The organism is Vibrio sp. V42_P2S4T144, from assembly GCF_009904715.1.
GTDB classification, from domain to species: Bacteria; Pseudomonadota; Gammaproteobacteria; order Enterobacterales; family Vibrionaceae; genus Vibrio; species Vibrio alginolyticus.
Map to the genome: position 1 here is coordinate 1 of NZ_WXWS01000608.1, position 2,563 is coordinate 2,563.

A 2,563-nucleotide genomic window follows, 5' to 3' on the forward strand; every position below is an offset into this window, starting at 1 on the left:
AGACCCTAGTTCGTGCGATTAAATTATCTTTCAAGCTCTTGGCACAAGCACCCTGCTAGCGTATGTACATGTCATGCGCTAGCTCTCAATACTTGAAGTTATCCATTAGTTGCTAATATTCTATTTGTCGTAACGCATTTTTCGCCAATTATAAGCTATAGGGTTTTCTCAAGCTGTATTTTGCTTTACAGGAGTCAGAATGCCTGGCTCCTTTTCCCTTTGCTTGTCGCGAACGCTACCATCTTGGTCGTAGAGTATTGGTTATCGAAACCATTAACTCATGTTAGTGAAAGGAAGTTCCTGAACCCTATAGTGCTTCTTTCACCAATCTTCTGTTTGGGCCATTATCTCTAACATCCAGACGCGAAATAGCATAAGATACACGGCCTTTACTAGCACTGAGCCACTCTTTGTAATGACAGATAAAACACAGCAAGCGACATTTGCCGATCTTGGCCTGATTCCAACATTAGTCGAGCGACTAGAAGCGTTGGAATACAGCCAACCGACGCCCATTCAATCCCGTTCTATTCCTGATATCCTTGAAGGGAAAGATATTATTGGTGGTGCCAATACGGGGTCTGGTAAAACCGCTGCTTTTTCGCTGCCAATCTTGCAAAAAATTGTTCAGCAAGACGAATCAAACAATCGCCGTGGCAACTTCGTTTCCCACCTGATTTTAGTACCAACTCGTGAGTTGGCATCACAGGTGGCATATAACGTCAAATCTTACTCATACCATCTCAGAGATAAGATCAAAACGGTTGCCGTATTTGGTGGTGTATCGGTGAACCCACAAATGCTGGCGCTTCGTGGTGGCTGTGACATCATTGTTGCAACGCCGGGTCGATTACTTGATCTGGTATCCAGTAACGCGATTAAGTTGGACCAAGTAAAAACGCTTGTTCTTGACGAAGCCGACCGTATGTTGAGCCTCGGATTTACCGAAGAACTGAATAAGATTCTTGCGTTACTCCCAGAGAAGAAACAGACGCTGTTATTTTCTGCAACTTTCCCTGATAAAGTGACGACGTTGGCTCAGCAGTTGCTCCGCGACCCTGTTGAAGTTCAGTTGCAGAGCGCAGAAGCCAGCACTTTGGTGCAGCGCGTGTTTAGTGTAAATAAAGGTGAGAAGACGGCGGTACTCGCGCACTTAATCAAACAGCATCAGTGGCGACAGACTCTGATTTTTGTGAATGCTAAGAATGCCTGTAATCATTTAGCTCAAAAGTTGTCAAAACGCGGTATTACCGCTGAAGTTTTCCATGGTGATAAAGGGCAGGGCGCTCGTACTCGTGTCCTTGACGGTTTTAAGTCTGGCGAGATTCAAGTTCTTATTGCCACCGATATCGCAGCACGCGGCCTGGATATAGAAAAACTTCCAGTGGTGATTAACTTCGATCTTCCGCGTAGCCCTGCTGATTATATGCATCGAATCGGTCGTAGTGGTCGTGCTGGTGAAGTAGGTTTAGGGTTATCTCTTATCGATTACGACGACTACCACCATTTCAAAGTGATAGAAAAGAAAAATAAGTTCCAACTTGAACGCGAGCAGGTAGTCGGTTTTGAAGTGGAAGACGATCAGAGTGAAGCCTACTTTTTACCAATGAAGCCGCGAGCAAAGCCGGCAGGTACGGGTAAAAAGAAGAAAAAGCGTAATCAATAGAAAACGTAAACTACATGTGAGTTTACTTACGGGAGTTGTTAGAGAAAAGGAATGCTCACTAGCTTGAGTCTTCGCTTCTAGCCATTCCTTTAAAGAACAATAGAGCCCTGCTGGAGCTACCAGTAGGGCTCTATTGCTTTTCAAGATAGTGTTATTGGCGACGAGCAGGGCGTCCGCGAGGTGAACGCTTTTTAAATGCAGACGCTGCTTTGGCTTGTGACTTAAGAATAGAGTCAACGGTTAGCGGCATTGGCTCTTTAGGTTCAAGGCCATGAGGGAAGGTACGAGCTCTTGGTGGTAAGTTGTATTCTTCTTCGCTCGCGCGTGGCATGCGCTTAAAGCGATAAAGGTAAAAGTTTTCTAATTTTTCTCTCGCCCATTCGGTTTTCTTTAAATACTTCACGCTACTTGCAATCGAAGGCTTAGTGTTAAAGCAATTAAAACGCATTGCTGTATCTAGAATGTCCCAGCCGTAAAAATCCACTAACTCTTGCAACATAGTCTCTAGCTTTAATCCGTGCAGTGGATTGTTCTGTTGCAGCTCGATTCTCTCTTCGTCAGTCATCATTTTTAAGGGCCTTACTCATTAAAGGGCGGAGTTTAACAAAGTATACAATGTAGAGATATCGATAGTTACTTTGCGATGGATGCGAGCACAGTGCTCTCTACCTTGAAAGTATAAATCGGAATTAGCCGTTCTACTTGGCTCTCTGCTCAAAAATGACTCATAAAAGTTCAAGCGTCCTAGCTCGATGTTAAATTATTGTGTAGTAAGTGAGATTTTTGTTGTTCTTTTACTAATGTCTAATATTCCTACCCATAGCAACACATGCTTAATAAGATCAAAATCAAAATTGGTTCATGCCGCTTTCTTAGTATGGCCTAGAAGTTTGATGT

The 2,563-nt window shown here is 43.6% G+C and carries 2 protein-coding genes; one reads left to right on the forward strand and one right to left on the reverse strand.

From position 1 onward, the window contains the following. Positions 1-415: 415 nt before the first annotated feature. Positions 416-1,666 carry a DEAD/DEAH box helicase gene (locus CAG68_RS19920; RefSeq protein WP_005375545.1) on the forward strand — a complete coding sequence of 417 codons (1,251 nt, stop codon included), beginning with the start codon at positions 416-418 and terminating at the stop codon, positions 1,664-1,666. 151 nt (positions 1,667-1,817) lie between these two features. Here CAG68_RS19920 and CAG68_RS19925 read toward each other — a convergent pair whose 3' ends face one another. Next, the gene (locus CAG68_RS19925) at positions 1,818-2,234 is read right to left on the reverse strand and encodes a VF530 family DNA-binding protein (RefSeq protein WP_005375544.1); all 417 of its coding nucleotides are present in this window, start codon (positions 2,232-2,234) and stop codon (positions 1,818-1,820) included. Between the last annotated feature and the right edge of the window lie 329 nt (positions 2,235-2,563).